General features: G+C 67.0%; 17 protein-coding genes. 14 read left to right on the forward strand and 3 right to left on the reverse strand.

Translation table 11 applies throughout. The features are described from left to right. Positions 1–92: 92 nt before the first annotated feature. The 4 genes from cobW to ACO6VM_RS00710 are packed head-to-tail and all read left to right on the forward strand — an operon-like array spanning position 93 to position 6,600. Positions 93–1,160: a cobalamin biosynthesis protein CobW gene (cobW, locus tag ACO6VM_RS00695; RefSeq protein WP_153788907.1), complete on the forward strand. Its 1,068-nt coding sequence runs from the start codon at positions 93–95 to the stop codon at positions 1,158–1,160. A gap of 3 nt (positions 1,161–1,163) precedes the next feature. Further along, the gene (cobN, locus tag ACO6VM_RS00700) at positions 1,164–4,925 is read left to right on the forward strand and encodes a cobaltochelatase subunit CobN (RefSeq protein ID WP_401059111.1); all 3,762 of its coding nucleotides are present in this window, start codon (positions 1,164–1,166) and stop codon (positions 4,923–4,925) included. A 2-nt stretch (positions 4,926–4,927) separates the two neighbouring features. After that, positions 4,928–5,932, forward strand: coding sequence for an ATP-binding protein (locus ACO6VM_RS00705; RefSeq protein ID WP_422402573.1), 1,005 nt, complete (start codon positions 4,928–4,930; stop codon positions 5,930–5,932). Positions 5,933–5,985: 53 nt separating this feature from the next. Beyond that, the gene (locus ACO6VM_RS00710; RefSeq protein WP_401059115.1) at positions 5,986–6,600 is read left to right on the forward strand and encodes a vWA domain-containing protein; all 615 of its coding nucleotides are present in this window, start codon (positions 5,986–5,988) and stop codon (positions 6,598–6,600) included. A 106-nt stretch (positions 6,601–6,706) separates the two neighbouring features. Here the strand turns inward: ACO6VM_RS00710 and ACO6VM_RS00715 are convergent, their stop codons facing one another. Further along, the gene (locus ACO6VM_RS00715; RefSeq protein WP_110994481.1) at positions 6,707–6,973 is read right to left on the reverse strand and encodes a hypothetical protein; all 267 of its coding nucleotides are present in this window, start codon (positions 6,971–6,973) and stop codon (positions 6,707–6,709) included. Between the two features lie 333 nt (positions 6,974–7,306). Here ACO6VM_RS00715 and ACO6VM_RS00720 point away from each other — a divergent pair, with 333 nt between their 5' ends. The 6 genes from ACO6VM_RS00720 (at position 7,307) to qhpG (ending at position 16,039) form a co-directional block, all read left to right on the forward strand. Continuing rightward, a complete protein-coding gene (locus ACO6VM_RS00720) occupies positions 7,307–8,638 on the forward strand; it encodes a sigma-54 dependent transcriptional regulator (RefSeq protein ID WP_401059117.1) in 1,332 nt (443 codons plus the stop codon). A 95-nt stretch (positions 8,639–8,733) separates the two neighbouring features. Continuing rightward, positions 8,734–9,882: an L-threonine dehydrogenase gene (gene yiaY / locus ACO6VM_RS00725; protein WP_422402574.1), complete on the forward strand. Its 1,149-nt coding sequence runs from the start codon at positions 8,734–8,736 to the stop codon at positions 9,880–9,882. Positions 9,883–10,442: 560 nt separating this feature from the next. Beyond that, complete coding sequence (locus ACO6VM_RS00730; protein ID WP_422402575.1) at positions 10,443–12,356, forward strand: sigma-54-dependent Fis family transcriptional regulator; 1,914 nt, start codon at positions 10,443–10,445, stop codon at positions 12,354–12,356. Positions 12,357–12,359: 3 nt separating this feature from the next. Continuing rightward, positions 12,360–14,087: an ABC transporter ATP-binding protein gene (locus tag ACO6VM_RS00735; protein WP_125464202.1), complete on the forward strand. Its 1,728-nt coding sequence runs from the start codon at positions 12,360–12,362 to the stop codon at positions 14,085–14,087. Continuing rightward, on the forward strand, positions 14,077–14,754 hold the full coding sequence (gene qhpE / locus ACO6VM_RS00740; RefSeq protein ID WP_401059122.1) for a subtilisin-like serine protease QhpE: 678 nt from the start codon (positions 14,077–14,079) through the stop codon (positions 14,752–14,754). Before ACO6VM_RS00735 ends, qhpE begins: the two co-directional genes overlap by 11 nt. Then, a complete protein-coding gene (gene qhpG / locus ACO6VM_RS00745; RefSeq protein ID WP_422402576.1) occupies positions 14,747–16,039 on the forward strand; it encodes a flavin-dependent monooxygenase QhpG in 1,293 nt (430 codons plus the stop codon). The genes qhpE and qhpG overlap by 8 nt, the downstream gene beginning before the upstream one ends. 71 nt (positions 16,040–16,110) lie before the next feature. Here qhpG and ACO6VM_RS00750 read toward each other — a convergent pair whose 3' ends face one another. Both ACO6VM_RS00750 and ACO6VM_RS00755 read right to left on the reverse strand, forming a co-directional pair. Beyond that, the gene (locus ACO6VM_RS00750) at positions 16,111–17,424 is read right to left on the reverse strand and encodes a hypothetical protein (RefSeq protein ID WP_422402577.1); all 1,314 of its coding nucleotides are present in this window, start codon (positions 17,422–17,424) and stop codon (positions 16,111–16,113) included. 153 nt (positions 17,425–17,577) lie between these two features. After that, the gene (locus ACO6VM_RS00755) at positions 17,578–19,071 is read right to left on the reverse strand and encodes an aldehyde dehydrogenase family protein (RefSeq protein WP_422402578.1); all 1,494 of its coding nucleotides are present in this window, start codon (positions 19,069–19,071) and stop codon (positions 17,578–17,580) included. A 515-nt stretch (positions 19,072–19,586) separates the two neighbouring features. Here ACO6VM_RS00755 and peaA point away from each other — a divergent pair. The 4 genes from peaA to peaD are packed head-to-tail and all read left to right on the forward strand — an operon-like array spanning position 19,587 to position 24,102. Beyond that, the gene (peaA, locus tag ACO6VM_RS00760; RefSeq protein WP_401059130.1) at positions 19,587–21,152 is read left to right on the forward strand and encodes a quinohemoprotein amine dehydrogenase subunit alpha; all 1,566 of its coding nucleotides are present in this window, start codon (positions 19,587–19,589) and stop codon (positions 21,150–21,152) included. A gap of 53 nt (positions 21,153–21,205) precedes the next feature. Next, positions 21,206–22,636, forward strand: coding sequence for a quinohemoprotein amine dehydrogenase maturation protein (gene peaB, locus ACO6VM_RS00765; protein WP_422402579.1), 1,431 nt, complete (start codon positions 21,206–21,208; stop codon positions 22,634–22,636). Between the two features lies 1 nt (position 22,637). Continuing rightward, positions 22,638–22,961 (forward strand): quinohemoprotein amine dehydrogenase subunit gamma, encoded by a 324-nt coding sequence (gene qhpC / locus ACO6VM_RS00770; protein ID WP_046855356.1) that lies wholly within the window; start codon positions 22,638–22,640, stop codon positions 22,959–22,961. Positions 22,962–22,980: 19 nt separating this feature from the next. Further along, positions 22,981–24,102 carry a quinohemoprotein amine dehydrogenase subunit beta gene (gene peaD / locus ACO6VM_RS00775; protein ID WP_323830983.1) on the forward strand — a complete coding sequence of 374 codons (1,122 nt, stop codon included), beginning with the start codon at positions 22,981–22,983 and terminating at the stop codon, positions 24,100–24,102. The last annotated feature ends 69 nt before the right edge of the window (positions 24,103–24,171 follow it).

Below are 24,171 nucleotides of genomic sequence, written 5' to 3' on the forward strand. Positions count from 1 at the left end.
GCGGGGTGATCCGGTGGCGAACGCGCCCGGCCGGCAACGCCCGAGGCAGTCGTCCCGCATGCCCGCGCCATTGCTGCCAAGGGCATCGCGACATGAAAACACTGGCCAAGCTCCCCGTCACCATCGTCACCGGCTTCCTCGGCTCGGGCAAGACCACCTTGCTGCGCCACATGCTCGACAACGCCCAGGGCCGCCGCATCGCGGTGATCGTCAACGAGTTCGGCGAGCTCGGCATCGATGGCGAAATCCTCAAGCAGTGCAGCATCGGTTGCACTGAAGAGGAAGCCAACGGCCGCGTCTACGAGCTGGCCAACGGCTGCCTGTGCTGCACCGTGCAGGAAGAGTTCTTCCCGGTGATGCGCGAACTGGTGGCGCGCCGCGGCGACCTCGACCACATCCTCATCGAAACCAGCGGCCTGGCCCTGCCCAAGCCCCTGGTGCAGGCCTTCCAGTGGCCCGAAATCCGCAACGCATGCACCGTCGATGCGGTCATCACCGTGGTCGACAGCCCGGCAGTGGCCGCCGGCACCTTTGCTGCCTACCCGGACCAGGTCGACGCCCAGCGCAAGCTCGACCCCAACCTGGACCACGAATCGCCGCTGCATGAACTGTTCGCCGACCAACTGGCCAGCGCCGACCTGGTGGTGCTGAACAAGGCCGACCTGATTGACGCCGAAGGCCTGGCCAAGGTTCGTGCCGAAGTCGCCGAAGAACTGCCGCCAGCGGTGAAGGTAATCGAAGCCAGCAGTGGCCGCCTGCCGCTGGAAGTGCTGCTGGGCGTCGGTGCCGAATCCGAGGCGCACATCGATGGCCGTCGCACCCACCACGATTCGCACCACGACGGCGATGACCACGACGATCACGACCATGACGCCTTCGACTCGATCTCCATCGACCTGCCAGAGGCCGACGAAAGCCTGCTGCTCGATGCCCTGACGCAACTGGTCACCGAGTTCGGCATCCTGCGCGCCAAAGGCTTCGCCGCCATCCCCGGCAAGCCGATGCGCCTGCTTATCCAGGGCGTGGGCACGCGCTTCGACAAGCACTTCGACCGCGCCTGGCGCAGTGACGAGCCACGCATCACCCGCCTGGTACTGATCGGCCAGGACCTCGATGCCGTGCACCTGGAAGCGCGCCTGCGCCAAGCCCTGGGCGCCTGACCCATGCACCTGCTGCGGACCCAGCCCGGCGGCTTCGTGCCGGACGACAGCATTGCCGACCTCGGCCAGACTCCCGCCGAGCTGGTGATCCTCTGCAGCGGCGATTCGCACCTGGCGCTGCTCGCCGAAACCGCCGAGCAGTTGCCGGACGACTTCCCCAGCGTGCGCCTGGCCAACCCCATGCAGGTGCAGAACCACGCCTCGGTCGACCTGTATGTAGACCAGGTGCTGCGCCACGCCAAGGTGATCCTGGTGTCGCTGCACGGCGGCGTCGGTTACTGGCGCTACGGCGTCGAGCAGTTGGTGGAACTCAGCCAGCGCGGCGTGCAACTGATCCTGGTACCCGGCGATGACCGCCCCGACCCGGAGCTGACCGACCTGGGCACGGTGCGTGGCGAGCAGGCCGAACGCCTCTGGCACTACCTGCGCCAGGGTGGCAAGGCCAACGCGGTCAACCTGTTCAATTGTCTGGCCAGCCAGTGGCTGGGGCGTGACTACGCCTGGGATGAACCGCAGCCGTTGCCGCGTACTGCGGTTTACCACCCGGCCAAGGCCAGCGCCCAGTTACAGGACTGGTACGCCGAGTGGCACCCCGAGCAACCGGTGGCGCCACTGTTGTTCTATCGCTCGCACCTGCAGGCGGCCAACACCGCCTTCATCGACGTGTTTTGCCAACGCCTGCAAGCCTGTGGCCTGAACCCACTGCCCATTGCCGTGGCCAGCCTCAAGGAGCGCGCCTGCCTCGACCAGGTCGAGGCCTGGCTCGATGAGGTGCAGGCTGAAGTGGTGATCAACACCACCGGCTTTGCCTTGTCCAGCCCCGAACAGCCCAATCTGCGCCCGTTGCGCCGCGATGTGCCGGTGCTGCAGGCGATCTGCGCCCAGGACAACCAACCGGCCTGGGAGCAGAGCGAACAGGGCCTGGGCGCTCGCGACCTGGCCATGCACATCGCCTTGCCGGAACTGGACGGGCGCATCATCACCCGCCCCGTGAGCTTCAAGGACCTGGCCTGGCGCAGCGAGCGCAGCCAGTCCGACGTGGTCTGCTACCGGGCCCACCCCGAACGCATGGACTTCGTCGCCGAGCTGGCGCGGCGCTGGGTCGAGCTGGCGCGCCTGGACAACCAGGCGAAGCGCGTGGCGCTGGTGCTGGCCAACTACCCGACCCGCGACGGGCGCATCGGCAATGGCGTCGGCCTGGATACGCCCGGCGCCGCACTCAATATCCTCAAGGCCTTGCAGGCGCAGGGTTACCCGGTGGCCGCTCTGCCCGACAGCGGCACCGAACTGATCCACCAGTTGCTCGGCGGGGTGACCAACGACCTCGACCACCTCGACCAGCGCCCCTGCGCCCAGAGCCTGAGCCTGGCCGATTACCACAGCGCCTTCGCCGCCTTGCCCGAGGCCAACCAGCGCGCCGTGCTGGAACGTTGGGGCCCGCCCGAGCAGGACCCGATGTACCGCAGCGGGCGTCTGATGGTGGCCGGCCTGCGCTACGGCCTGACCTTCGTCGGCATCCAGCCCGCGCGCGGCTACCAGGTCGACCACAGCGCGGTGTACCACGACCCCGACCTGGTGCCGCCCCACGGCTACCTGGCGTTCCACTTCTGGCTGCGCAACGGCTATGCCGCCGATGCGCTGATTCACGTCGGCAAGCACGGCAACCTGGAGTGGCTGCCGGGCAAGGGCGTCGGCCTGTCCAATGAATGCTGGCCAGACGCCTTGCTCGGCCCGCTGCCGAACATCTACCCGTTCATCGTCAACGACCCGGGCGAGGGCGCCCAGGCCAAACGGCGCACCCAGGCGGTGATCATCGACCACCTGATGCCGCCGCTGACCCGTGCCGAGACCTACGGCCCGCTGCGCCAGCTGGAGCAGCTGGCCGACGAATATTACGAAGCGCAGCTGCTCGACCCGCGCCGTGCCCAGGAGCTGCAGCGCGACATCCTCGAACTGCTCAAGGCCAACCACATCGACCGCGACCTGCAGCTCGAAGGCCAGCTGGACGACGCGGCGGTGTGGCTGCCGCGACTGGACACCTACCTGTGCGACCTCAAGGAATCGCAGATCCGCGATGGCCTGCACGTGTTCGGCCAGTCGCCCCAGGGCCGGCTGCGCAGCGACACGCTGCTGGCGCTGCTGCGGGTGGAGCGTGGCGACGGCAAGGGCGGCAATGCCAGCCTGATCCGCGCCCTGGCCCGGGCGCTGGGGCTGGGCTTCGACCCGCTCGATTGCGACCTCGGCCAGGCCTGGCACGGGCCGCGCCCGGCGCTGCTGCAGCAACTGGACGCGGCGCTGTGGCGCACCGCCGGGGATACCCGTGAACGGCTCGAACTGCTGGCGTTGACACTGATCGAACGGGCGCTGGAAGGCGACTGCCCACTTGATGGGCAGGCTGACTGGCAACCGGTACGCGAGGTGCTGCAAGCGCTGGTCGAGCAGGTCGCCCCCAACCTGGACGCCTGCGGCGCTGCCGAAATCGACGGCCTGCTGGCGGCCCTGGCCGGGCGTTTCGTCCCCGCCGGGCCCAGCGGCGCACCGAGCCGTGGCCGCCTGGACGTGCTGCCCACCGGGCGCAACTTCTATACCGTCGATGTGCGCAACCTGCCCACCACCACCGCCTGGCGCCTGGGCTTCGCCTCGGCCAACCTGATTCTTGAACGCCACCTGCAGGACCACGGCGACCACCTGCGCCAGTTGGGCCTGTCGGTGTGGGGCACGGCCACCATGCGCACCGGCGGCGACGACATTGCCCAGGCCATGGCGCTGATGGGCGTGCGCCCGGTCTGGGCAACCGCCAGTCAGCGCGTCGACGACTTCGAGATCTTGCCGCTGAGCCTGCTCGATCGCCCACGGGTCGATGTCACGCTGCGGGTCTCGGGCTTCTTCCGCGATGCCTTCGGCAACCTGATCCGCCTGTTCGACGCGGCGGTGCAGGCGGTGGCCGCGCTGGACGAGCCGGATGACCTCAACCCGCTGGCCGCCCGCGTGCGTGCCGAGCGTCAGGCGCTGCTCGATGACGGCCTGGATGAAGCGCTGGCGGCGCGCCAGGCCGGCTGGCGCGTGTTTGGCGCCAAGCCCGGCGCCTATGGTGCAGGGGTGCAGAACGCCATCGACGGGCGCCTGTGGCACAGCCGCGACGATTTGGCCGAGGTCTACCTCAACCACGGCGGCTACGCTTACGGCGCCAGCGACGAAGGCACCCCGGCCCGCGCACGTTTCGCCCAGCGCCTGAGCCAGGTGCAGGCGGTGCTGCAGAACCAGGACAACCACGAGCACGACCTGCTCGACTCCAACGACTACTACCAGTTCCAGGGCGGCATGCTGGCCGCCGCCGAGACCCTGGCTGGCACCACCCGGGCCAGCTACCACGGTGACCACAGCCAGGCCGACCGGCCGCGTATCCGTACCTTGAAGGAAGAGCTCAACCGGGTGATCCGCGCCCGTGCGCTCAACCCCAAGTGGATCGACGGCGCCAAGCGCCATGGCTATAAAGGTGCCTTCGAGCTGGCGGCGACGGTCGACAACCTGTTTGCCTTCGACGCCACCACCGGGCTGATCGACGACCATCACTACCAAGGCCTGGCCGACGCCTACGTGCTCGACCCGGCGACCCGTGATTTCATGCGCGAGCACAACCCCGAAGCCCTGCGCGACCTCACCGAGCGCCTGCTGGAAGCCCAGCAGCGCGGCCTGTGGCAGGACCCGGGCGACTACCGCGAGAGCCTCGAGCAACAGTTGCTCGAAGGCGAGGAAGACTGCTGAACATGAACGAACCTGTGCAATTCCCCCTGGCCGCCGTGGTGGGCGCCGACGAACTGAAGCTGGCCCTGTGCCTGACCGCCATCGACCCGAAGATCGGCGGTGTGCTGATCGAAGGCCCGCGCGGCATGGCCAAGAGCACCCTGGCCCGAGGCCTGGCCGACCTGCTGGGCGATGGGCCGTTCGTCACCTTGCCGCTCGGCGCCACCGAGGAACGACTGGTCGGCACCCTCGACCTGGACGCCGCGCTGGGCCAGGGCCAGGCGCGCTTCGCCCCGGGCGTGCTGGCTCACGCCGATGGCGGCGTGCTGTATGTGGACGAGGTCAACCTGCTGCCCGACCCGTTGGTGGACTTGCTGCTGGATGTGGCCGCCAGCGGCACCAACCGCATCGAGCGCGATGGCATCTCCCATCGCCACGCCGCGCGCTTCGTGCTGATCGGCACCATGAACCCGGAGGAGGGCGAGCTGCGCCCGCAATTGCTCGACCGCTTTGGCCTGAACGTCGCCCTCGACGGCTTGCCGGCACCCGAGGCGCGCCAGCAGATCATTCGCCGGCGCCTGGCGTTCGACAGCGACCCTGAAGCCTTCTGCGCCCAGTGGGCCACTGCCCAGACGGAGTTGCGCGAGCGCTGCCGGGCCGCGCGTGAGCGCCTGGCGGCGATCGCCCTGGACGACCAGGCGCTGGCCTGGATCACCGAACGCTGTTTCGCCGCCGGGGTCGATGGCCTGCGCGCCGACTTGGTGTGGCTGCGCGCCGCCCGCGCCCACGCGGCCTGGCGTGGCCAGCTGGCCATCGAAGAGCAGGATGTGGACGCCGTCGCCGAATTTGCCCTGCGTCACCGTCGTCGGCAGGACTCTGCGCAGCCGCAGGCCACCCCGCCAGGTGCCGCCGAGCAGTCGCAGGCACCGGGTCAGGCCCAGGGGCAGGGCGACTGGGGCGCCTTGCCGCCGCAGCCGGTGGCCAGCGGTGCTCGGCGCGAGGTGCCGAACTGGGCAAAAAAGCCCTGAGCATCCGCCGCCGCGACGCCCAGGCGGCAGATGCCAGACCCCGCGTCGGCCAGTTGAACGGTGCATCCCGTGGCCGCGCCCGGGCAGCCGAAGATGGCCGTATCGCCTGGCTGCCAACCCTGCTCAAAGGCCGCCCCCGCCAGCGCCGCGACCTGTGCTGGCAGCAGCGCCAGGCCCAGGCGCCGGAACTGTGGCTGGTGATCGTCGATGCCTCGGCCTCCACCCGTCGCCAGCAGGCGCTGGCCCAGGCCAAGGGCCTGCTGGCCGGGGTGTTCGACCAGGCCTACCGGCAACGTGCGCGCTTGGCGCTGTTGACCGCCAGTGGCAGCAAACCGCAGTGGCAACGCCACGGGCTCAAGGCTTCGCAGGCGCTCCAGCCCTGGCTGCAGCAGCTGGGCGCCGGCGGTGGCACACCGCTGTTTGCGGCTCTGGAAGAGGCACGGCAGTGGTTGCTGGCGCGGGGCAAACGGCTGCCCCACGAGGTGCAGCGCTGCCTGTTGCTGACCGATGGTCGGCTGCAGGGGTGGCAAGCAGCGCAACCGCTACCGTGCAGTACATTGCTGGTGGATATGGAATTGGCGGCGGTACGTGTGGGCCGCGCACGGCAACTTGCCGAACAACTTCATGCCGATTATCGGCATATCGAGCAGTTCGATACCGTCAATTGAATGGAATAACTGCGACGGGATGTCGCATGAATGAAAGTTGTAGCGAGGGGAACTTTGAAGTTACACCTGTGCGTGCAGGGCACGCACAGGAATCACCGTGGTTTGCTTATTCAGGCATCGACCAGGGTTGCAGGTCATAGCCTTTCTGGCACAGTTCGGCACGCACTTCCTCGATCAGGCTGGCCCACTGCGCAGGGTCCGAATAGACCCGCGAAGAGACTTGCTTGGCGCCGATGCGGGCGCTGGTCCGGTCGATCACTGCCAGGCTTAGTTCGCCAGTACCGTTGGGTGCATCCCAGGCGACGCACTGGAAGGGTTCGAAGGCGTGGTCGGCAATCAGCAGTGCTTCGTTGACACGGAGCGGGGCGTTCATGGGTTCGGTCTCTCTATGGTCCCAAACAGCGAAAAGTGTTTCCGCGGTGTTATTCCGGTACAGGTTACAGCGCGGTGTTAATCGTACTGATGCTCCAGGTCAGGGGATGAGTCACACAATCCAAGAATTTTTTTATCTGGACGCATTGCAAGGTATTTCTGCGTGCCGTCTGTGACGTCAATAAAATACGAAAATTCCCGGACGGCTCAAACACGGCCGTATCGGGCTGACCAACGGTAGTGGGAGCTGTCAAGTTCATTGCTACTGTTACTTTTGGCGTCGCAACTTACTGTTTATAGATAAAAAACCCTATTCCGGCGCCAAGGAATGGTCATGCTCGAGCCTGCCGCCCAACGTCGCTTGCTGATCGTCGACCCCTGTGACGATTGCCATCGATTGTTACCGGGCCTGCGCGGCGTCGGCTGGGATGTGCGCAGTTGCAGCCTGGACGTTGCCCTGGAGCACCCCTGCGATGTCGGCCTGCTGCGCCTGCAGGCCTCGCACCTGCGTCACCCCGACGCGGTCAAGGACATGATCAAACGCAGCAATACCGAATGGATCGCCGTGCTCAGCGCCGAAGAACTGCGCATGCAGAATGTCGGCGATTTCGTCTGTGAATGGTTCTTCGACTTCCACACCTTGCCGTTCGACGTGTCGCGGGTGCAGGTCACCCTCGGCCGGGCCTTCGGCATGGCACGCCTGCGTGGCCGCGGCGCGGTGCGCGACGGTGAGGCCGAGCCCGAGCACGAACTGCTGGGCGAGAGCCGGCCGATCCGCGAACTGCGCAAACTGCTCGGCAAGCTGGCACCCACCGAATCGCCGGTGCTGATCCGTGGCGAGAGCGGTACCGGCAAGGAGTTGGTGGCGCGCACTCTGCACCGCCTGTCGCAGCGCCATGACCAGCCGTTCGTCGCCATCAACTGCGGCGCGATTCCCGAACACCTGATCCAGTCCGAGCTGTTCGGCCATGAGAAGGGCGCCTTCACCGGCGCCCACCAGCGCAAGGTCGGGCGCATCGAGGCGGCCAATGGCGGCACCCTGTTCCTCGACGAGATCGGCGACCTGCCGCTGGAGCTGCAGGCCAACCTGCTGCGCTTTCTGCAGGAGCGGCACATCGAACGGGTGGGCAGCACCCAGCCGATCGCCGTGGATGTGCGGGTGCTGGCGGCGACCCACGTCGACCTGGAAAAGGCCATCGCCCTCGGCCGTTTCCGTGAAGACCTGTATTACCGGCTCAACGTGCTGCAGGTGGTGACCGCGCCGCTGCGCGACCGGCATGGCGACCTGTCGATGCTGGCCAGCCATTTCGCCCGTTTCTACAGCCTGGAGACCGGCCGCCGGCCGCGCTCCTTCAGCGACAGCGCGCTGGCGGCCATGGGCCGGCACGACTGGCCGGGCAACGTGCGTGAGCTGGCCAACCGTGTGCGCCGGGGCCTGGTGCTGGCCGAAGGGCGGCAGATCGAAGCCCCGGACCTGGGCCTGCTCGACCAGGTGGCCCAGGAAGCGCTGCTGGGCACCTTGGAGGACTACAAGCACCGCGCCGAGCGCCAGGCCCTGTGCGACGTACTCAACCGGCACAGCGACAACCTCAGCATCGCGGCCAAGGTGTTGGGGATCTCCCGGCCGACCTTCTATCGGCTGCTGCACAAGCATCAGATCCGCTGAGGCCCGTTCCCGCGCACCCTTTGCTCTGGATCAACACCCGGCCACTGCTTCAGGCGGATGCTCAAGCCCTACCGACAGCTTGAGAGGACCCGGCCATGAGCAGCACCTTCTTCATCCCAGCCGTGAACATCATGGGCATCGACTGCCTGGACGAAGCCATGGCCGCCATCGCCGGCTACGGCCTGCGCAAGGCGCTGATCGTGACCGACCAGGGCCTGGCCCGCGCTGGCGTGGCCGAACGCATCGCCGGGCTGCTGGCCATGCGCGATATCGACTCGGTGGTGTTCGATGGCGCCAAGCCCAACCCGAGCATCGCCAACGTCGAGGCCGGCCTGGCCGTGCTGCAGCGCGAGCGTTGCGACTGCGTGGTCTCGCTGGGTGGTGGTTCGCCCCATGACTGCGCCAAGGGCATTGCGCTGTGCGCCACCAACGGCGGGCATATCAGCGACTACGAAGGGGTGGATCGCTCGAGCAAGCCGCAACTGCCGCTGATCGCCATCAATACCACCGCCGGCACCGCCAGCGAAATGACCCGCTTCTGCATCATCACCGACGAGGCGCGCCACGTGAAAATGGCCATCGTCGACCGCAACGTCACGCCTATCCTGTCGGTCAACGACCCGGCGCTGATGGTCGGCATGCCCAAGTCGCTGACCGCTGCCACCGGCATGGACGCGCTGACCCACGCCATCGAGGCCTATGTGTCGACTGCCGCCACGCCGATCACCGACGCCTGCGCGCTCAAGGCCATCAGCCTGATCAGCGACAACCTGCGCCAGGCGGTGGCCGACGGCAGCGACCTGCAGGCCCGGGAGAACATGGCTTACGCGCAGTTCCTTGCCGGCATGGCCTTCAACAACGCCTCCCTGGGGTACGTGCATGCCATGGCGCACCAGTTGGGGGGTTACTACGACTTGCCCCATGGGGTGTGCAACGCGGTGCTGCTGCCTCATGTGCAGCGCTTCAATGCCAAGACCAGCGCTGCGCGCCTGCGCGATGTGGCCAAGGCCATGGGCGTGAAAGTGTGTGGGCTGGAGGCGGAGCAGGGGGCTGGGGCGGCGATCTCTGCCATCGAGCATCTGGCGGCGGCGATCGGCATCCCGGCCGGGCTCGCCGAGCTGGGGGCGAAGGTTGAGGATGTGCCGGTGTTGGCGGGCAATGCGCTGAAGGATGCCTGTGGGTTGACCAACCCGCGGGTGGCTAGCCAGGCGGAGATCGAGGCGATCTTCAAGGCGGCGTTTTAGTCGCGGGGGGATTGAGTGAGGGCTGACAGGTGCTTGCCGGTGTTTTTGCAGCGCCTATCAGATCGAGCGCCGCCCGCGCGGCGCATCGCGGGACAAGCCCGCTCCCACATCTGTTTCGGGCCAATTATTCCTGTGAAAGTACCGGCGCCTGCCTTGGTGCAGGCCTTGAGTCATGTGAAGCAGCGTTAGCGACCACGCCAGAACCGCGTCGTACCAACAAGGCGGACCAGGTGATGGCACAGGAAAGACTGGCCCGAAACAAATGTGGGAGCGGGCTTGTCCCGCGATGCGCCGCGCGGGCGGCGCTCGGTCTTGAGAGCGCTGCAAACCTGTCGCCCTGCACCTCATGGCCCACATGCGATCCCACTTGAGATCGCTGCAAATCTGTCGCCCTGCACCTCGTGGCCCACATGCGATCCCACTTGAGAATGCCGCAAACCTCCCGCCCCACACCCCCTTTTTGCCTGCCCCCCTGATGACGGCCGACGAATTCTGACGCACACTGCCGAAAATTCCGATGCCCGATGCCCCGTTTTGCCGGGGCACAGCTGGAGCACGCAATGGCGCGACAAACACTCACAACAAACGCCCATGACCCGCTACAGCAATCCCGCCTGGTCCGCCTGAAGCTGGCCAACGAGGGCGAACTGCCCTCGGGAATGCTGCGCGACGAAATCGACGCCTCCTGGCGGCGCAGCCTCAGCCATGGCCTGGACTGCCTGCAGGGTGAGCAGGTAGGCCTGGGCATTCGCCACGGCCTCGACCTGCGCGCGCTGCTTGAACACAACCGGCTGCTGATCGACGCGGTCACCCCCGAGCTGGACTACCTGGTGCGCCGCCAGGGCCAGAGCGGCATCGTCATTCTCGGCGACGCCCAGGCCAACGTGCTGGCCATCGAAGGGCACAAGCATGCGCTGGAGCGCGAGGGCCTGCGCGACCTGCACCCCGGCAGTTGCTGGAGCGAGGCGCTGCGCGGGACCAACGCCATCGGCACGGCCGTGGTCGAAGGCCAGCCCACCCTGATCAACTGCGGCGAGCACTACCTCGACCGCCTCAGCCCGTTTTCCTGTACCTCGGTGCCGCTGCGCGACCCCCATGGCGAAGTGATCGGCGTGCTCGACGTGACCCGCGAAGGGGTCATGGCCCAGCCCCAGGACAGCCTCACCGCGCTGATGCTCGCCGCCGGCAACATCGAGTGCCGCCTGTTCGGGCTGTGCCACCCCGAGCATCTGGTACTGGCTTTTCACAGCCGCCCACAATACCTGGCCAGTGCCTGGCAGGGGCTGCTGGCCCTGAGCCTGGACGGCGAGGTGCTGGCCGCCAACGACAACGCCTGCCAATTGCTCCAGCTGAGCCGGCAAGCGCTGCTCGGCAGGCGCTGCAGCGACTTGCTCGGCGAACGTTCGCCAGCCTTCATCTCTCGCCTGTGGCAAGGCGGCGTCAGCAGCGTGCAGACCGCCAAGGGCGATTTCTTCTTCCGCGCCGTGCAGCTACCGCGCCACGCCAAGCTCAACGGTGCCACGGCGAACGCCAGGCCAGCAGAACCGGCCCGGGCCCAGGCCCTGGAAGCGCTGGCCGGCGCTGATGCGCGCCTGGCCCGTGGCCTGCGCATGGCCCGCCAGGGCCTGGCCAATGGCTTGCCGGTGCTGTTGCTGGGCGAAACCGGCACCGGCAAGGAAGTCATCGCCCGGGCTCTGCACCAGGCCAGCCCGCGTGGCGACAAAGCCTTCATCGCGGTCAACTGTGCGGCGATCCCCGAGGGGCTGATCGAGTCGGAGCTGTTCGGCTACCGCGAAGGCGCCTTCACGGGTTCGCGCCGTGGCGGCATGGTCGGGCGCCTGATGCAGGCCCATGGCGGCACGCTGTTCCTCGACGAGATCGGCGATATGCCGCTGGCCCTGCAGGCACGGCTGCTGCGCGTGCTCCAGGAACGCCGGGTGGCGCCGTTGGGCGCGGGTGACGAGCAGGAGATCGACGTGGCGTTGATCTGCGCCACCCACCGCGACCTCAAGCGCCTGGTCAGCGAGCAGCATTTTCGCGAAGACCTGTACTACCGGGTCAATGGCGTGTCCCTGCGCCTGCCGGCGCTGCGCGAGCGCGACGACCTGGCGAGCATCATCGAAACCCTGCTGGGCAAGTTCGGCGCCCGCGGCGTGAGCCTTGACCCGGCGCTGGCCGGCCTGCTCGAAGGCTTCGACTGGCCGGGCAACATCCGCCAGCTGGAGATGGTGCTGCGCACCGCCCTGGCCATGCGCGAGGACGGCGAGCAGGTGCTGACCCTCGACCACCTCACCGACTGTCTGCTCGACGAGCTGGCCAGCGGCGCGACGCCCTCCGGCAGCCTGCGCGACAACGAACTGGAACTGATCCGCGGCGCCCTGGCACGCCACCAGGGCAATGTCTCGGCGGCGGCCGAGGCGCTGGGCATCAGCCGCGCCACCCTGTACCGCAAACTCAAACAGTTGCGCGGCTGAACCATGGGCGGACTGTTCTCACGCTTGATCGAATCGAGTGACCCGCTGCTGATGCGCCAGGCCCTGGCCTGGCTGTACGGCTTCGTGCGCCCGCAACGGCGCGCCATCGGCGTATTGCTGGGGTTGTCGCTGGGCGCTTCGTTGCTGGCCCTGGCGCAACCCTGGCTGGTCAAGACCCTGATCGACGAGGGCCTGCTGGCCAAGGATTACCAGACCCTCTGGCACATGGCCGCGATCATGATCGGCGCCGGCCTGCTCGGCACCGTGCTGGCGGGGGTGAACCGCTACCTGCACACGCGGCTGTCCGGGCGCATCCTGTTTGCCCTGCGCGATGACCTGTACCGGCATCTGCAGCAGCTGTCGCCGACCTTCTACGGGCGGCGGCGCACCGGCGATATCCTTTCGCGGCTGGACGGTGACGTCGCCGAGATCCAGCGCTTTGCCGTGGACTCGCTGTTCTCGGCGGTGTCGGCGGTGATCGGCCTGGTCGGCGCGCTGGCCCTGATGTTGCTGCTGTCCTGGCAACTGTCGTTGCTGCTGGCGCTGCTCATCCCGCTGGAAGTGCTGTGGCTGCGCTGGATGCGGCGCAAGGTGGAGCGCGAGGTGCGCAGCCTGCGCGAGCGCTCGGCGGACGTGTCGTCGTTCCTGGTCGAAACGCTGCCGGCGATGAAGTTCATCCAGGCCGCCGGCCAGCAGCGCCGCGAGGCCGAGCGCCTGGAAGGCCTGGGGCAGGGCTACATGAGCCAGCTGCTGAAGGTACAGCTCACCGAATTCTTCACCCAGGCGGTGCCCGGCACCCTGACCTCGTGGTGCCGCGCCTGCGCCTTCCTGGTCGGCGGCTGGTGGGTGATCCAAGGCACCTGGCAGCTTGGCGCACTGATCGCGTTTTCCACTTACCTGGGCATGGCGGTCGGGCCAGTGCAGAGCCTGCTGGGGCTGTACGTGGCGGTACAGCGCATGGCCGTGAGCCTGGGGCGGGTGATGGAACTCAAGCGTGAGCCGGTCGCGGTTCAGCCAGCCGAAGCGCCGCTGCCGATCGCCGACGGGCCCGGCGAACTGCGCCTGGAGGCAGTGCACTTTGCCCACGATGAGCGCCAGGGCGGCGTGCTGCGCGGCGTCGATGCCAGCCTGCCTGGGGGGCTCAAGGTCGCCATCAGCGGCGCCTCGGGCGTCGGCAAATCGACCCTGATCGACCTGCTGCAGCGGTTCTACGACCCCGATGCCGGGCGCATCCTGCTCGACGGCATCGACCTGCGCCAACTGGATTTGCAGGCCTTGCGCCGGCGCATCGCGGTGGTCAGCCAGGACATCGTGCTGTTCCGTGGCACCCTGGCGCAGAACCTCGCCTACAGCACGCCCGAAGCGACCCGTGAACAGCTCGAAGCAGTGGTGCGCCTGACCCGCCTGGACAGCTTGGTCGGCAGCCTGCCGCTGGGCCTGGACGGGATGCTCGGCGAGCGTGGTCAGCAGTTGTCCGGTGGCCAGAAGCAACGTATCGCCATCGCCCGGGCGCTGCTGCAGCAACCGGCGATCCTGGTGCTCGACGAGGCCACCTCGGCGGTGGACGAAGCCACCGAGCGTGAAGTGATCGCCGCCATCGACCAGCTGTTTGCCGGGCGCACGCGCATTCTGATCAGCCACCGCGCTTCGACCCTGGCCGATGCCGATGTGCACCTGCACTTGAGCGACGGCCTGCTGCGCAGCAAGGAGCCAGCTGGGCATGACCAGTGAACTGCGCGTTGGTCTGATCGACAGCGGCTGCTCGCCCGGGCAGGCCGCCATGCTGCTCGATGCCCGGCGCTTCTGGCTGGCCGACGGCGTGTTGCAGGAAGGCGAAGCGCTGCCCGATGCCCTTGGCCATGGCAGCGCCGTGCTCGAGCGTATTTGCGCTGAGGCCGGTGCCATGCCGCTGCTGCTGGCCCAGGTGTTCGACCGCCAATGGAGTACCAGCGCCCTGCAAGTGGCCGCCGCGCTGCTGTGGCTGGTGGAGCAGGGCGCCGCGGTGATCAACCTGAGCCTGGGCCTGCACCAGGACCGCCCGGTGCTGCGCCAGGCCTGCGCCGAAGCCCAGGCCGCCGGGGTGCTGCTGTGTGCCGCAAGCCCGGCGCGGGGCGAACCGGTGTATCCGGCAAGCTACCCGGGGGTGATTCGGGTAACGGGTGATGCCCGCTGTGCGCCGGGTGAATGGTCATGGCTGGGTACCGCCCAGGCCGATTTCGGCGCGCATGTCGGCACCAGCGGCGGGGCGGGTGCCAGCCTTGCCTGTGGCGCGTTCAGCGGTCTGGTTGCTGGCGTATTGCGCAACCGGCCAGAGCTGGAACACTTGGCGTTGATCCACTGGTTCAAACACCACGCGGCGTTCACCGGCCCCGAGCGCAAGGGGCAGGCTGATGGCTGACGCGCGCATTGTGGTACTCGGTGCGGGCCCTGCCGGCGCCGCCACGGCCCTGGGGTTGCGACGCCTGGGTTACGCCGTGACCGTGGTCAGCGACTGGCGCCGCTTCGCCGCCATAGAAGGGGTTTCCCAGCGCGTGCTCGATGGGTTGCAGCATGCCGGGCTGGGCGCAGCACTCGCCCAGGCCACCACCCCCGCTGAGCGGCAGGTGCACTGGAATGGTGAACAGCTGCGCCTGAACCAGGAGTGCTTGCTCGATCGCCAGCGTTTCGACCGGGCGTTGCGTGACGACCTGCGCCGGGCCGGGGTCGAGCTGATCGAAGGCCGGGTGCGCGAGGTGCTGCGCGATGGCGGCCATCGGGTGCGCCTGGACGATGGCCAGGTGGTGCATGGCGACTTTCTGGTCGAGGCCCGTGGCCGCCAGGCGCCGCTGGCCGAAGGGCGCCTGCGCGGGCCGGAGACCGTCAGCCTGCTGAACCTCTGGCAGGGCACGCCAGGGGCAGCGGCCTCGGCCGTGGAGAGCCTGGACGATGGCTGGGCGTGGATGGCACGGCTGGCCGATGGCCGTTGCTACTGGCAAGTAACGCTGGATGCCGGCACGGCCAGCCTGCCGGGCAAGGCGCAGCTGGCGGCGTATTGCGCCGAACGCCGGCGTACTTCGGCGCAGGTACGGGCAATCTTCGATCAACAGGCTTTCGCCCCTGCCCAGGTTCATGCGCGCAGCAGCACGGCGATCCTGGCCGGCAGTTGCGCAGGCGACGATTGGCTGCGGGTGGGGGATGCGGCGATGGCGGTAGACCCGCTGTCGGGCAATGGGATTTTCCAGTCGTTGTCGTCGGCGTTGCAGGCGCCGGTGGTGATCAACACCTTGTTGCAGCGGCCTGAGAGCGCCGCGCTGGCGCAGCGTTTTCATCAGGAGCGTATCGAGCAGCTGTTCCTGCGCTTTGCCCGCATTGGCCGGGATTTCTACGCTCAGGAGCAGGCAAGGGCGTCGGGCGCGTTCTGGGCTGCGCGCCGCACGTGGCCGGATGCGCAGCCGATCCATGCCCAGGCCGCCTGGAGCGCGGTGACGGTGGAGCGTCGGCCGGTGTTGCGTGATGGCTTCGTGGAGGAGGCCGAGGTGGTGGTGACGGCAGACCAGCCGTTGGGGGTGTGGCACTTGCAAGGGGTTGAGCTGGCGCCTGTGGTCCGCGGCCTGCGCGCGGGGCTCACGCTGGAGCAGGTGCTGGCCGATGAGTCGCAGGCCATGGTGCGGCGTTGGCTGGGCGAGCAAGGTTATCGCGGATAACCAGGGGCCGCTTTGCGCCCCATCGCCGGCAAGCCGGCGATGGCGATGGCATAGGCAACGCCGAAGTATCGTCAGAAGAAGGTCCCGACCACCAACTGCAGATAGGTCCCGGTATCCCGGCTACCCAGTTGCACGCCGCCGTTGTCGGCATTGCGCTCAGGTTTGTAGAACCCCACCAACGGGCTGATCAGCCAGTGCTCGTTGACCATCCATTCCAGGTACAGGTCCAGCTCGCGTCCCCCGAGATTGTTCTTGCCGGTGCTTAGTGGGTCAAAGTCGAAATACAGCGCGCCCACGGTCAGCCCCTCACGGGGCGTGGCCTTGAGCGCCACATGGTGGACCTGGCTGTTGCTGTTGAACGGCCCGGCATAGTTGGCCGCCACCTCACCCTGGAACCAGGTGCCGTAGCCGCGGCTCAGGCCATAGAACAGCGGGTCGAAGTGTTCCGAGAAGCGGCTGTAGCGGTAAGTGGCGGTGGGCGACCAGGGCAGGCCGGAGAAGGTCCAGTTGCCCTCCAGGTACCACGCATCTTCACGCCCGCCGGTGCGGTCCTGGGTGACATATTCCGCTGCCAGCTCCAGGTCCTTCACCCCCAGGTTGCCGCGCCCGCGCAGGCTCACCGTGTCCATGCCATCGCGGTGCTCGAGGCCGAGGATCTCGGCGTAGCGCCGGTCCACGTCCAGGCCGTGGATCCAGCTCAGGCCGACGGTGCCGGCGTCGGCCACATGCTCAAGGTTGGCCACGGCCATGGAACTGTCGGCCTGGAAGTGGTTGTCGGACTTGAGCCACATCAGGTCGCCGCGCCAGCCCTGCTTGCCGCCCAGGCGCAGCACGGCGGTGCGGTCGAAGGCCTTGCGCGCGGCCAGGTAGTAGGCGCCGCCCCGGTCGAAGTTGGCGCCCAGGTCGACGTTGCCGGCGTTGACCGGGTCGCCCTGGATCAGGAAACCATCGCCCAGGGTGACCAGCTGGCGGCCGCCGGAGATATCAATGCCGTCTTCGCCCAGCGCCGGGAACAGGGTGCCGGAGCGCCAGCCCAGGTACAGGTCTTCGACGGCGGTGCGGCGTTCGTCGCCCAGGGTGAAACCGGCGGCGTCGCCATCGCCCCAGGTGGCGGAACTGAGCAGGCTGAACGCGCCGTAGAGCGCGCCGCTGTCGGCGATGGCCTGGCTGCCACTGAGGCCGTACTTGACGTAGCCCTCGCGCCAGTTGCTGCTGCCGGGCTGGCGGTTGCCGAACTGGTTGAAGCTTTCGTCGCTGTGGAAGATGCCGAACAGCGCTTCGAGGTTGCCATCAAGGGTGGTGCCGTTGTGGTTGTACAGCTCGTAGGCCTGGGTGGCGGGTGCGCTCAACAGCAGGGCCAATGTGCAGGCGAGTGTGTGCCTCATGGTGTGCTCCATGTTTTTGTTGTTGTTTTTGGGGTGGCATGTGCCGGCCCTTTCGCGGGTGAACCCGCTCCCACAAGGACCCCAGGGTTTTCAGATCTGTGGTGATCCTGTGGGAGCGGGTTTACCCGCGAAGAGGCCGGTACAGGTAAATGATCAGAGCTTGATCAGCACCGACTTGAGCTCGGTGTAATGCTCGATTGCCGCCGCGCCCATCTCGCGGCCGACGCCCGAGAGCTTGTAGCCGCCGAACGGCAGCGCCGGGTCCAGGGCGCTGTGGCAGTTGACCCAGACCGAGCCGGACTTGATGCGCGGGATCATCCGGTGCACGGCAGCCAGGTCGTTGGACCAGATGCTCGCGCCCAGTCCGTAGGGGTTGTCGTTGGCCATGCGCACCACCTCGTCGAGGTCATCGAACGGCATGGCCACCAGCACCGGGCCGAATATTTCCTCCTGCACCAGGCGGTGGCGCTGGTCGACGTCGACGATCACCGTCGGCTTGACGAAGTAGCCCGGGCCGAAGCCTTCGCCGCCGCAGGCGATGGTGGCGCCCAGTTCACGACCCAGATCGATGTAGCCGGTGACCCGGTCCTGCTGCTTGGCCGAGATCAACGGGCCCATCTGCACCGACGGGTCCAGACCGTTGCCGAGCTTCATACCATTGGCGATGCCGGCGATGTCGGCCACCACGTTGTCGAAATGCTTGCGGTGCACGTACAGCCGGGAGCCGGCGCAGCACACCTGGCCCTGGTTGAAGAAGATCGCCGTGGCAGCACCGGCGGCGGCCTCCTGCAGGTTGGCATCGGGCAGCACGATGGTCGGCGACTTGCCGCCCAGCTCCAGGGTGACGCGGGTCATGTTGTCCATGGCCGCCTTGCCGATCAGCTTGCCGACCTCGGTGGAGCCGGTGAAGGTTAGCTTGTCCACGCCCGGGTGGCGGCTCAGCGCAGCGCCGGCGTTCAGGCCAGTGCCGGTGACCACGTTGAATACCCCGGCCGGGTAGCCGGCTTCATCCACCAGCTCGGCGAGCTTGAGCGCGGTCAGCGGGGTTTCGTCGGCGGGCTTCAACACCATGGTGCAGCCGGTGGCCAGGGCCGGGCCGAGCTTCCAGCAGGCCAGCAGCAGCGGGAAATTCCAGGCGACGATGGCGCCGACCACGCCCACGGCTTCGCGGCGCACGAAGCCATGGAACTGGTCGTTGGGCATCAGCGGCAGCGAAGGCTCGACCGTGCTGCCTTCGACCTTGGTGGCCCAGCCGGCCATGTAGCGCAGGAAGTCGATGGCCAGTTGCACGTCCATCACCTGCGCCACGGCGGCGCTCTTGCCGTTGTTCAGGCATTCCAGTTCGGCCAGCTGCTGGGCGTCGCGCTGCATCAGGTCGGCCAGGCGCCACAGCAGGTTCTGCCGTTCACGCGGGCGAGTGCGGCTCCAGGCCGAATCGTCGAAGGCCTGGCGCGCGGCGCGCACGGCGCGGTCGACATCTTCCGGTTCGGCTGCGGGCACCTCGCCAAGGACTTCGCCGGTGGCCGGGTTGCGAAAGCTCAAGGTGCGACCGCTGACGGCGTCCTGCCAGTCGGCGCCGATGCGCATCCTGAGCTTGCGTGCGAGGAAGTCGCGTGTGGCGGGGAGGATCGGCAGTTCGGAATGCATGGGGCGGTGCCTCTTGTCATGGTTGTGAGCAGGGCAGGGGCAATGGGCGTGCCAAAGGACTCAGATGCTGGGTGAGGCCCAGCTAGCGATGGCTTTTGCCTGATTGGGAGTAGAAGGAATCAGGGGTGATCTGTTGCATATTGAGATCGGGTGAGACGGCATGTGACACAGATTCACGGGCGCTGGGGCCGCTTTGCGGCCCTTTCGCGACACAAGGCCGCTCCTACAGAGGATCGCGGTCTCCTGCAGGAGCGGCCTTGTGCCGCGAAAGGGCCGCACGGCGGCGCTGGCATTGCCAGCCCCCGGCGGTTGTCTCAAGGTGAAACACCCAGTCGCGAAATGGGACGTTCACCTACAATCCCAATCGCTGGTCCATACCCGCAAAACCCAGACAACTCACTGATCCAAAACATTTTTGCTGCAACTGGCACACTTCCTGTATCGCAACTGTCACATGCACACCGCAGTACCCAAGCGTGCAATAACGATAAGAACAACACCGTGGAGGTCTGACCTTGAAGACGACTCGACTCCGGCGGCAGGCGGGCACACTGGCGCTGGTCGCCACCGCACTGCTGTCCGCCCAGGCCATGGCGGCCGAGCAGGGCCCGAGCCTGTTGCAGAACAAGTGCATGGGGTGCCATATCCCCGAGGGCAACGACAGCTACAGCCGTATCAGCCACCAGCGCAAGACCCCCGAAGGCTGGCTGATGAGCATCGCCCGCATGCAGGTGATGCACGGCCTTTCGATCAGCGACGACGACCGCCGCACCCTGGTCAAGTACCTGGCCGACAAGCAGGGCCTGGCACCCAGCGAGACCGACGGCGTTCGCTACGCCATGGAGCGCAGGCTCAACACCGTCGAGCACTTCGACGATCAGCTCAGCCAGATGTGCGGGCGTTGCCACTCCGGTGCCCGGGTTGCGTTGCAACGGCGCCCGGCCCAGGAATGGGAGCACCTGGTCAACTTCCACCTGAGCCAGTGGCCGTCCCTCGAGTACCAGGCCCAGGCCCGCGACCGCGACTGGCTGGACATCGCCCTCAAGCAGATGGTGCCGGACCTGGCCAAGCGCTTCCCCCTCGACAACCCGGCCTGGGCCGAATGGCTCAAGGCCCGGCCCAAGGCCGACGCGCTGGTGGGGCAGTGGGCGTTCAGCGGCCATATGCTCGCCAAGGGCGATGTGCGCGGGGTGATGAGTGTCAGCGCAGGCGAGGGCGACACCTTCAAGGTCGAGGTCAAGGGGGCTTATGCCGACGGTACGCCGTTCAACGGCAGCGGCTCGGCGATCCTCTACAACGGCTACGAGTGGCGTGGCAACGTCAAGGTCGGTGAGGCCAACCTGCGCCAGGTGTTCGCCGCCATCGACGGGCAGATGAAGGGCCGCATGTTCGAGGCCGAGCATGACGAGCGCGGTCTGGACTTCAACGCCGCCAAGGCTGGCCAAGGGCGTTTGCTGGCGGTGCAGCCGGCCTTCATCAAGGCTGGCAGCGACAGCGAGATCACCCTGGTGGGCAGCGACCTGTCCGGCAAGCCGGACTTGGGCGCGGGTGTGGCCGTGACCGAAGTGCTGGAGTCGACCCCGACGCTGATCCGGGTCAAGGCGCGTGCCGCCAAGGATGCCGCCGCCGGCCAGCGCGAGGTGTCGGTGGGCGCGCTCAAGGGCCTGCAACTGGCGGTGTACGACAAGGTCGACGAGGTCAAGGTGGTGCCGGCGTTCTCCATCGCCCGCATCGGCGAAAACGGCGCTTCGGTGCCCAAGGTCCAGGGCCGTTTCGAGGCCGAGGCCTGGGGCAAGGACGCCAGCGGCCAGCCGCTGCGCATCGGCTACCTGCCGGCCACCTGGAAAGTCGAGCCGTTCAACGAGCGGGCGGTCGAGGACGAAGACGTCAAGTTCGCCGGGCAGATGCAGGCCGACGGCGTGTTCGTACCTGGCGGTGCAGGGCCCAACCCTGAACGCAAGATGATGACCAACAACGCCGGCAACTTGAAGGTGATCGCCACCCTGGCGGACGGCGGCCAGACCGGCGAGGGCCACATGATCGTCACCGTGCAGCGCTGGAACAACCCGCCGCTGCCTTGAGGGCAGAGGCGAAGCGCGTAAACACCTGACGAATCGATTATCGGGAGGTCGCCATGGGCGCACTACTGAACCTGGTCGAACGCAACCTGCACGAAGTGCAGGTGGATGCCGACCGCATGCTGTTCCATATCCCCAGCAGTTCGCTGTTCGCCACCGATGCGGTGACCGGCGGCATCATCGACACCCTGCGCCGCCAAGGCTGCTCTGCCGAGGAGTTGATGCAGCAGCTCGGCCAGCAGTTCGACGGGCAGGACATACAGGAAACCCTGCTCGAGCTGATCGCCCTGGAAGTGGTCAGCGACGGCTCGCCGCTGACCCCGGAGATCGCCCTCAAGCAGGTCGAGCGCACGGCGCTCAACACCGTGGTGCTCAACGTCAACACCGGTTGCAACCTCAGCTGCACCTATTGCTACAAGGAAGACCTCGACAAGCCTTCGGCCGGCAAGAAGATGAGCACCGCCACCGCCGAGGCCTCGGTGGAGATGCTGCTCAAGGAGTCGCCCGACGAAACCCGCTACAGCGTGGTGTTCTTCGGCGGCGAACCGTTGTCCAACCGGCCGCTGATCGAGCATATGGTGGCTTACTGCGAGCGGCGTTTCGCCGAGGCCGGCAAACAGGTGGAGTTCATCATGACCACCAACGCCACGCTGCTCACCGAAGAGATCGTCGACTGGCTCAACGCCCACCGTTTCGGGCTGTCCATCAGCATCGACGGGCCCAAGACCGTGCACGACCGCAACCGCATCACCGTGGGCGGGCAGGGCACCTACGACGTGGTGCGGCGCAAGGCCGACATGCTGCTGTCGCGCTATGACAGCCGGCCGGTGGGGGCCCGCGTGACCTTGACCCGTGGCATCACCGATGTGGAGACCATCTGGAACCACCTGTTCAACGAGATGGGCTTTGCCGAGGTGGGCTTCGCCCCGGTGACCTCCGGTGACATGGCTGACTTCAACCTCACTGGCGAAGAGCTGGTGCAGGTGTTCGACAACATGAAGGCCCTCGGCCGGCGCTACCTGGAGGCGGCGCTGGAGCACCGCAACATCGGCTTCTCCAACTTGCACCAGTTGATCACCGACATCCACGAGGGCCACAAGAAGGCCCTGCCGTGCGGTGCCGGGCTGAAGATGCTGGCAGTGGACCACCAGGGCGAGCTGAACCTGTGCCACCGCTTCACCGGCTCCAGCCTGCCGACCTTCGGCAACGTGCACCAGGGCGTGAAGCAGGCACAGCTCAACGACTTCCTGTCGCAGCGCCTGGACCGCAGTGGCACCGGCTGCGACAGCTGCCGCATCCGCAACCTGTGCTCCGGCGGCTGCTATCACGAAAGCTACGCCCGCTACGGCGACCCGCAGCACCCGACCTACCACTACTGCGAACTGATGCGCGACTGGGTCGACTTCGGCATCGAGGTCTACAGCCGCATCATGGCCGCCAACCCGGCCTTCATCGATCGCTACATCACCCCCAGGAAGGCGCACTGACATGAAGCACCTCAAACCGCTGAACAACAAGGCGCGCATCCTTGAGCAGGCTGCCGCAGAGGACCGCGTCGAAGAAGTGCTGGCGATGAGCGCCGTGGCCGGCTGCACCGCCACCACCGACCCGGGTTGGGAGGTGGACGCCTTTGGTGGCGTCAGCTCGCTGTGCCAGCCGATGGAGGCCGACCTGTATGGCTGTTCCGACCCTTGCTGGTGGCCGGCCCAGGTGCCGGACATGATGAGCACCTACCAGGACTGGAACGCCCAGGCGACCAACTCCGCCGAAGACTGGCGCAACCTCGGCACCGTATTCCCGAAAGACAAATAGAACGACAAGGGGAAACCGCATGAAACCTGGATTCTGCGCGCAACTCGCGCTTAGCGTCGCCGCTACGGCCTGCGCCTGGGCGGCCCAGGCCGACGATGCAGGCAAAGCCCTGCAGGCCGGCCACGAATACCTGATCGCCACCAACTACCCGAACAACCTGCATGTGGTCGAGGTGGCCAGCGACACCCTGTACAAGACCTGCCGCATGCCCGATTCGTTTGGCCCGGGCACGGCGATGATGGCGCCGGACAACCGCACCGCCTACGTGCTCAACAACCACTTTGCCGATATCTATGGCATCGACCTGGACAGCTGCAAGACCACCTTCCACGCCAACCTGTCCAGCGTGCCGGGCGAGGTGGGCAAGGCCATGTACTCCTTCGCCATCAGCCCCGACGGCAAGGAAGTCTATGCCACGGTCAACCCCAGCCAGCGCCTGAACGACCATTACGTGGTCAAGCCGCCGCGCCTGGAGGTGTTCCGCACCAGTGACGGGCTGGACGCCAAGCCGGTGCGAACCTTCCCGATGCCGCGCCAGGTGTACCTGATGCGCGCCGCCGACGACGGCAGCCTGTACGTGGCCGGGCCGGACATCTACAAGATGGACGTGAAGACCGGCAAATACACCGTCGCCTTGCCGCTGCGCAACTGGAACCGCCCCGGCTACAGCGCACCTGACGTGCTGTACTTCTGGCCGCACCAGAGCTCGCGGCATGAGTTCTCGATGCTCTACACCATTGCCAAGTTCAAGGATGCCAAGCAGGACCCGGCCACCGCCGAGCCGCTGTACGGCTACCTGAGCATTGACCTGAAGACCGGCAAGGCCCACACCGAGGAATTCGCCGAGCTGACCGAGCTGTATTTCACCGGCCTGCGCTCGCCGAAGGATGGTAACCAGATGTACGGCGTGCTCAACCGCCTGGCGCGCTACGACATCAAGCAGAAGAAGCTGGTCAAGGCCGCCAATCTGGAACATACCTACTACTGCGTGACCTTCGACAAGGCGGGCGACAAGCTGTACCTGGGCGGCACCTTCAATGACCTGGCGGTGTTCGACCCGAATACGCTGGAGAAGGTGAAGAACATCAAGCTGCCAGGCGGTGACATGTCGACCACCACGCCGCAGGTGTTCGTCAGGTAACCCCATCGCGGGGCAAGCCCGCTCCCACGTGGGAGCAACTGTCTTGCTCACAATTCAAAGGGCTGGCGC

The sequence above is a fragment of the Pseudomonas sp. GZD-209 genome, assembly GCF_049310485.1.
GTDB classification, from domain to species: domain Bacteria; phylum Pseudomonadota; class Gammaproteobacteria; order Pseudomonadales; family Pseudomonadaceae; genus Aquipseudomonas; species Aquipseudomonas sichuanensis.

What these genes read in the sequence shown, in the direction of transcription:
- cobW (WP_153788907.1), top strand. Translation starts at nt 93, where the DNA reads ATGAAAACACTGGCCAAGCTCCCCGTCACCATCGTCACCGGCTTCCTC.
- cobN (WP_401059111.1), top strand. Translation starts at nt 1,164, where the DNA reads ATGCACCTGCTGCGGACCCAGCCCGGCGGCTTCGTGCCGGACGACAGC.
- ACO6VM_RS00705 (WP_422402573.1), top strand. Translation starts at nt 4,928, where the DNA reads ATGAACGAACCTGTGCAATTCCCCCTGGCCGCCGTGGTGGGCGCCGAC.
- ACO6VM_RS00715 (WP_110994481.1), bottom strand. Translation starts at nt 6,973, where the DNA reads ATGAACGCCCCGCTCCGTGTCAACGAAGCACTGCTGATTGCCGACCAC.
- ACO6VM_RS00720 (WP_401059117.1), top strand. Translation starts at nt 7,307, where the DNA reads ATGCTCGAGCCTGCCGCCCAACGTCGCTTGCTGATCGTCGACCCCTGT.
- yiaY (WP_422402574.1), top strand. Translation starts at nt 8,734, where the DNA reads ATGAGCAGCACCTTCTTCATCCCAGCCGTGAACATCATGGGCATCGAC.
- ACO6VM_RS00730 (WP_422402575.1), top strand. Translation starts at nt 10,443, where the DNA reads ATGGCGCGACAAACACTCACAACAAACGCCCATGACCCGCTACAGCAA.
- ACO6VM_RS00735 (WP_125464202.1), top strand. Translation starts at nt 12,360, where the DNA reads ATGGGCGGACTGTTCTCACGCTTGATCGAATCGAGTGACCCGCTGCTG.
- qhpE (WP_401059122.1), top strand. Translation starts at nt 14,077, where the DNA reads ATGACCAGTGAACTGCGCGTTGGTCTGATCGACAGCGGCTGCTCGCCC.
- qhpG (WP_422402576.1), top strand. Translation starts at nt 14,747, where the DNA reads ATGGCTGACGCGCGCATTGTGGTACTCGGTGCGGGCCCTGCCGGCGCC.
- ACO6VM_RS00750 (WP_422402577.1), bottom strand. Translation starts at nt 17,424, where the DNA reads ATGAGGCACACACTCGCCTGCACATTGGCCCTGCTGTTGAGCGCACCC.
- ACO6VM_RS00755 (WP_422402578.1), bottom strand. Translation starts at nt 19,071, where the DNA reads ATGCATTCCGAACTGCCGATCCTCCCCGCCACACGCGACTTCCTCGCA.
- peaB (WP_422402579.1), top strand. Translation starts at nt 21,206, where the DNA reads ATGGGCGCACTACTGAACCTGGTCGAACGCAACCTGCACGAAGTGCAG.
- qhpC (WP_046855356.1), top strand. Translation starts at nt 22,638, where the DNA reads ATGAAGCACCTCAAACCGCTGAACAACAAGGCGCGCATCCTTGAGCAG.
- peaD (WP_323830983.1), top strand. Translation starts at nt 22,981, where the DNA reads ATGAAACCTGGATTCTGCGCGCAACTCGCGCTTAGCGTCGCCGCTACG.